The sequence below is a fragment of the Microcoleus sp. genome (assembly GCF_049646505.1).
In the GTDB taxonomy this organism is placed as follows: Bacteria; Cyanobacteriota; Cyanobacteriia; order Cyanobacteriales; family Microcoleaceae; genus Microcoleus.
Window position 1 is genome coordinate 1 of sequence record NZ_JBARVX010000367.1, and the last position, 7251, is coordinate 7251.

Genomic DNA, 7251 nt, shown 5'->3' on the forward strand with positions numbered 1-7251 from the left:
CCTGAACACCTCCGGGAGATTGGCTGACAACTCTATCGCCCGCAACTGTCACAACAATTTCATTATCGGAAAACGGAGTATAAGTTGTGCCCCAATCAAGATTGTAGCGGCCGATTCCTGATGTCGCGTAGGCACTATTTAACTGTGAAACAGACAAACGTTGATTTGCAGGAGTTATCAAAGTTTCTTGCAAAGTCAAACGATCGATCGCAAATTCGCCCCGATCGTTCCAAGCAATCGCCCCCCGATTCAAAATTGGCCCGGAAAGCCATTTATTTTCGCGCCGAATCGCGCCTAAAGCTAATCGATTGATCCGATTGAAAAATCCGGCATTAATTGCAGCCGCAGTTCCCGAAAGTTCTGCTGTTTGCAATAGAGGTGCAGTACCTTTTTCTGTCGGCGGATTGCTCAAAAGCGGTCTAATTTTGACACCGGATTGGCGGGGATTAATTTCTAACCCAACTACGGGAAAACGAGCGGTTCCTAAATTTTGATATTGCTGCCGCCACCGCACGCCCGGAGCCCAAAGAATGTTTTTTTCTACTAGGGAATCCGGGCGAATGTCGATAACTAATCGATTGGGATTTCCTAAACTGAAAACTTGCGGCCGCCAACCTAACGGAATTTTTACCTTGACTTTGGTTTGATTCCCCGCAGGTTCGATTTTTAACGATCGCACTTGTTGGCTGGTTGCAAAAGCGCGATCGATCAAAGTGCGATCAATCTTGGCACCGATCGCGATCGACCATTCTTGAAGGGCGATCGGTGCAGAGGGCGCTAGCGGCTGCGAGAGCGCGGGTTTTGTCGGGTCGTCTGGTGTTTCGAGGTTTCGGGCTGGGGGCGCTGTCTGCTGCGGGATAGCGGGCTTTGTGGGGTCGTCGGGAGTGTCTCGCGGTGGGGTTGTTGGGGACGGGCTCGGTGTATCGCCGAAGTTGACTTGCCACGGGGCGGGGCGATCGAGATCGAGCACTGTGCGATCGCCCCATTCTCTGGCTGCTTGCCGAATGCCAGTAATATTGGCAGTTGGAGAAGTAATTTTTAGAACATTGCCCTCAGCAGATATCTGCCAGCCTGCAGCTTTAGCAAAATCTGTAACATCCAAGTAACGATACGAACCTGTTGCCCTTGCTGTCAAACTTTTAGCGCCGGTGAAAGATACCGAAAACCACTGCACCGGTTGTTTGGTACTGTCGGCGGTATTGAGCAAATCCACTCCCGCACTTTGCATCAAGCCAACATCAGCAATCCAAGTTCGGAAATTTGCCGAAGTGCTGTTTGTGGGCTGCACATTCCAAGCTAAGGGCAGAATCCGGCCGTTGAGAGACACTTGGCGGCCTTGTTTAATTCTGGCAACTGGCGGTACAGATTGAGCCATCAGTAATTGAGTCGGTTTTAACTGAAATGTTGCACCATTCTCGATCGGCTTTTTCTGGGCGGGCAGGATGCCCACCCCACAAGAAAATGCAACTGTTGTGGAACGGGCATCTTGCCCGTTTTTGAGAATGGTGCAAGATGTGAGTTTTAAACGACTTTCGCTAGGAGAGGGGAGTTGAAACGAATGGCGGGCTGTGGAAGCATGAATCAGTGCAGCCTTCCCTTCCTCCGGTGTTTTCTCGCTCTTGGCTGCTTGGGCTGTGGTGGCCGGATTCCCGACTGAGACGATCGCCAGTATCGGCGCAATTAAAACTGACAACATCGAGGGCCAAACACTCGATCGACTTCTGTTAGCTGCTACTAGGCGTTTTTGTCTGCTGTGCATTTTGTTTACTTCTGGAAACCTCAAACCATTAACCTTCAAAAATGCCTGCCGCACAGCACAACGGTGAAAATTTCTAATTTTATTCGATACGATAAGAAGACGGGGCGCTTGAAACCGCGCCTCTACAGAATCTCACGCACTAGAGAGGGAGATTTCAACCGCCCTCTGCAATTCTATCTAGCACATTCAGGAAAAACAAGCACAAAAAAACTCGCCTCGCGCAGCTATCCTTCTTCGTGAATCGCCCGCAATTTATCGGCCCTGCAAAGCGGCAATTTTCCCAAGAATCACTCCTCTACAACAGAAGCGTATTCTATGAGACATCTCCAAAGCGATTCGATCGAGATAATTTAAAATTGGCAAACAGGGTTTCAGTCTTAAGTGCAGGAAGCATCTACGTAAATTTTTATCGAATCAGCTTGCTATGTGCTGTTTTAAGGTTTACTAAGATCCCACCGCTCGGCAGCATTCTCTCTCCGAGCTATAAAAACAAATCAACCACACAATCACCTGAAATAACATCCAATCATGGGTAACACTACCGATCCAAACAGCAACGTGCATCAGACTCAACGAGGAACTCCATTCGCCGGCCAAAGCTGGTTAGTCGAAGAAAGAGATGCCTGCGGTGTGGGCTTTATTGCCAACCAAAACGGTAAAGCTACTCACTCGCTGATTCAAAAAGCTCTGCCAGCCTTAACTTGTCTGGAACACCGCGGCGGTTGCAGCGCCGACTCTGATTCCGGCGACGGTGCCGGTTTGATGACGGCAATTCCTTGGGAATTGCTGGATGCTTGGTTTGCCGAACAGGGAATTGTGCCTCCAGCACGGGAAAACTGCGGCGTGGGAATGCTGTTTTTGTCTCAAGATAAATTTCAAGCGACTATAGCGCGGCAGGTGGTTGAGCAAGTTCTGACCGATCGCGGGCTGATACTTTTGGGATGGCGCAAAGTTCCCATTGTACCCTCGGTTTTGGGCCCGCAAGCGCTAGAAAATCAGCCTCAAATCGAACAAGTAATTGTCAGTTCACCGGACTTAACCGGAGACGAACTCGACAGACAGCTATTTCTGGCCCGCCGCACGATCGGACACGAGCTTTCCCATCGCCCCGGCTTCACTCGCCGAGACTTTTATACTTGCTCTTTTTCCTGCCGCACGATCGTCTATAAAGGCATGGTGCGATCGGCCGTACTAGCAGAATTTTACCCTGACCTGAAAAATCCCGCTTATAAAAGCTCCTTCGCCGTCTATCACCGCCGCTTCAGCACCAACACCATGCCCCGCTGGCACCTAGCCCAGCCGATGCGCTTGCTGGGACACAACGGCGAAATTAACACGCTGTTGGGCAATATTACCTGGATGAAGGCGCGACAAGCCAATTTATCTCACCCGAATTGGAGTCAAGCCGACATCGACACGTTCAACCCCATTGTCAATCCCGAAAGCAGCGATTCGGCCAACTTGGACAACGTGATGGAATTGTTGGTGCACTCCGGCCGCACCCCCCTAGAATCCCTGACAATTCTGGTGCCGGAAGCTTACAAAAATCAGCCGGATTTGGCTCCCTATCCCGAAATTGTCGATTTTTACGAATATTACAGCGGCATTCAAGAACCTTGGGACGGCCCGGCATTGCTGGTATTCAGCGACGGCAAACAAGTAGGTGCTACGCTCGATCGCAACGGTTTGCGTCCGGCCCGCTACTGCATTACTAAAGACGGTTTGGTAATTGTCGCCTCCGAAGCCGGAGTTGTCGATATTCCCGAAGCCGATATTGTCGAAAAAGGCCGTTTGGGGCCAGGACACACGATCGCAGTTGACCTGCAAACCCACGAAATTCTCAAAAATTGGCAGCTCAAACAGCGAATTGCTAAGCGCCACCCCTACGGCGAATGGCTGAAACAACACCGCGAAACCTTGGAACCGCAGCCTTTTGCGGAAACGGCAACCCTGGACTCGCAAACACTCTTAGCAACCCAAACTGCTTTTGGCTACACCGCCGAAGATTTGGATATGGTGATTGTGGAGATGGCGAGTTCTGGGAAGGAACCGACTTTCTGCATGGGCGATGACGCTCCTTTGGCCGTACTCTCAGAAAAGCCTCAGTTGCTGTACAACTATTTCAAACAGCGGTTCGCTCAAGTGACAAATCCGCCGATCGACCCCCTGCGCGAAGGGATGGTGATGTCACTCACAATGAATGTGGGCTTGCGGGGCAATTTATTGCAAACAATCCCGGAAAATGCCAAGCTGCTAAAAATTGATTCCCCCGTACTTAACGACGCTGAACTGTCTTTCTTGAAAGACCAACAGTCTTTCCCCGCCACCGAATTGTCCACTCTTTACAAAATTTCTGCCGGCCCTGCTGGTTTGAAAAATGCAGTAGATCAACTTTGTCAAGATGCTGTTAAATCGGTGCGCGAGGGTTCGAGAATTCTGATTTTGAGCGATCGAATCTCGAAGGAAGAAGGCGAATCTGCTGTGGGATTGAGTGCAGAATGTACTTATATTCCGCCGTTGCTGGCAGTTGGTGCGGTTCACCACCACTTAATTAGCGTTGGGCTGCGGATGCAAACTTCCCTCGTTGTCGATACCGCCCAATGTTGGAGCACTCACCACTTCGCTTGTTTGATGGGTTACGGTGCGGTGGCTATTTGCCCTTACTTGGCTTTGGAAAGCGTGCGCGGTTGGTGGTTTGACACCAAAACTCAAAATTTGATGGAACACGGCAAGGTTCCCAAAATTACCGTCACTGCAGCTCAATCTAAATACCGCAAAGCGGTTGAAAATGGCTTGCTGAAAATTTTGTCGAAAATGGGGATTTCGCTGCTGGCTAGCTATCAGGGCGCGCAAATCTTTGAGGCGATCGGCATTGGCGCAGATTTGCTCGATTTGGGCTTTAAAGGCACTGTTTCTCGCATCGGCGGTTTGAGCGTGGCGGAACTGGCTAACGAGGTGATGTCTTTCCACTCTCAGGTTTTCCCGGAATTGAACCGGAAAAAGCTGGAAAATTTCGGCTTCGTGCAGTACCGCCGCGGCGGTGAATATCACATGAACAGCCCGGAAATGGCTAAGGCTTTGCACAGGGCTGTGGCTACTTTTAACGAAGGAAGAAGAACCCCCCCCTACCCCCCCCAAGGGGGGAAGGAAGAAGGAAGCAACGGTAATGCGGCGGAAGCAAAAATGACACCAATTGGTGACAAAAATGCCGGAGCAAAAATGACACCAATTGGTGACAAAAATTCGGAAACGGCCGCCGAACCAAAAATGAGACCAATTGGTGACAAAAATTCGGAAACGGCCTACGACCATTACGAGGTTTACAAAAAACAGCTCGAAAACCGCCCGGTAACGGCTTTGCGGGATTTGCTGGATTTGAAAAGCGATCGCCCTGCCATTGCAATCGAAGAGGTAGAATCTGTAGCAGATATTGTCCGTCGCTTCGCCACCGGCGGAATGTCCCTCGGCGCTTTGTCCCCGGAAGCCCACGAAACTCTCGCGATTGCGATGAACCGCATCGGCGGCAAATCCAACTCCGGCGAAGGTGGGGAAGATCCGGTGCGCTACAAAGTGCTGGAGGATGTGAGCGATGCAGGTTTCTCACAAACGCTACCTCACTTGAAAGGTTTGCAGAACGGCGATACAGCTTCTTCTTCCATCAAACAAGTAGCTTCCGGGCGTTTCGGGGTGACTCCAGAGTACCTGATGAACGCCAAACAAATCGAAATCAAAATCGCACAAGGTGCGAAACCGGGTGAAGGCGGTCAATTGCCGGGGCCGAAAGTGAGCGAGTACATTGCTTATTTGCGCCGATCGAAACCGGGTGTCACTTTGATTTCGCCGCCTCCTCACCACGACATTTATTCGATCGAGGATTTGGCGCAGTTGATTTTTGACTTGCATCAAATCAATCCAAAAGCTGGTGTTTCGGTGAAGTTGGTGTCGGAAGTCGGCATCGGGACTGTAGCCGCCGGTGTTGCGAAGGCAAATGCTGATGTGATTCAAATTTCCGGTCACGATGGCGGTACCGGTGCGTCTCCACTGAGTTCGATTAAGCACGCAGGTTCTCCGTGGGAACTCGGTTTGACTGAAGTTCACCGGGTGCTGCTGGAAAATAATTTGCGCGATCGAGTTTTGCTCAGGGTTGACGGCGGCTTTAAAACAGGCTGGGACGTGATTATCGGCGCTTTGATGGGTGGCGAAGAGTACGGTTTCGGCACGGTGGCAATGATTGCTGAAGGCTGTATTATGGCTCGCGTTTGCCACATGAACAGTTGTCCCGTGGGCGTAACAACTCAACAGGAACACTTGCGGAAACGGTTCCCCGGAACGCCGGAGCACGTTGTTAATTTCTTCTATTTCGTAGCAGAAGAAGTGCGGAGTTTGTTGGCGAAATTGGGTTATAAGTCGATCGCAGATATTATCGGCCGCGCGGATTTGCTGACAATGCGCGAAGGGGTGCAATTAACTAAAACTCAAGCGATTAATTTGGATTGTTTGATGAAGTTACCGGATACTAAGGGCGATCGATCTTTCTTGATTCACGGCGACGTACACACCAACGGGCCAGTGTTGGATGACGATTTGTTGGCGGATGCTGAAATTCAAAGTGCGATCGCCAATCAAACCAGTGTTAGCAAGAGTGTAAAATTGGTGAATACCGATCGCACTGTGGGAGCAAGAATCAGTGGTGCGATCGCCAAGCAATACGGCAACACGGGCTTTAGCGGTGAGATCGTCCTCAACTGCACTGGTAGCGCGGGCCAAAGCTTCGGCGCGTTCAATTTGCCGGGAATGACGCTGCGACTGTCAGGCCAAGCTAACGACTATGTTGGTAAGGGGATGCACGGCGGCGAAATTGCGATCGCACCGCCGGCTGGTGCGACTTACGATGCTTCCGAAAATGCGATCGTCGGTAACACCTGTTTGTACGGCGCAACGGGGGGAACTCTGTTGGCTGCGGGTAAAGCGGGCGAACGGTTTGCGGTTCGCAACTCAATGGCGAAAGCTGTGATTGAAGGTGCGGGCGATCACTGCTGCGAGTACATGACTGGCGGTGTAATTGTCGTGTTAGGAAAAGTCGGCCGCAACGTCGGCGCTGGAATGACTGGCGGTTTGGGTTATTTCCTCGATGAAGATGGCAGTTTCCCGGCTCATGTCAACGGGGAGATTGTGAAGATGCAGCGGGTTTCTACGGCCGCTGGGGAGGCGCAATTGAAGGAGTTGATTGAGCTGCAGCGCGATCGGACCGGCAGCAAAAAAGCCGCGAAGATTCTGGCAAATTGGTCGGAATATTTGCCGAAGTTCTGGCAAGTTGTGCCGCCGAGTGAAGCAAATTCACCGGAAGCTTCGGAACAAAAGATTGCTGTGGAAGTTTAATTTTGCAGTTGGTTAAATAGATGAGGGGCGACGCGAGTTGCCCCTTTTTTTGCATCTACCGGACTTATACCATTTCTCTAAAATCGTGCAACACTCTTCGACCCCCCCTAGCC

At 50.9% G+C, this 7251-nt stretch carries 2 protein-coding genes; one reads left to right on the top strand and one right to left on the bottom strand.

The window, feature by feature from the left end; translation table 11 throughout:
* A partial coding sequence (locus WBA89_RS18705) for a hypothetical protein (RefSeq protein WP_424408713.1) occupies positions 1-1759 on the bottom strand: 1759 nt, incomplete at its 3' end.
* A gap of 528 nt (positions 1760-2287) precedes the next feature.
* Here WBA89_RS18705 and WBA89_RS18710 point away from each other — a divergent pair.
* Entirely contained in the window at positions 2288-7138 is a 4851-nt protein-coding gene (locus WBA89_RS18710) for a glutamate synthase-related protein (protein WP_424408714.1), read from the top strand.
* The last annotated feature ends 113 nt before the right edge of the window (positions 7139-7251 follow it).

Coding starts and splice junctions, on each gene's coding strand:
- WBA89_RS18710 (WP_424408714.1), top strand. CDS start 2,288: ATGGGTAACACTACCGATCCAAACAGCAACGTGCATCAGACTCAACGA.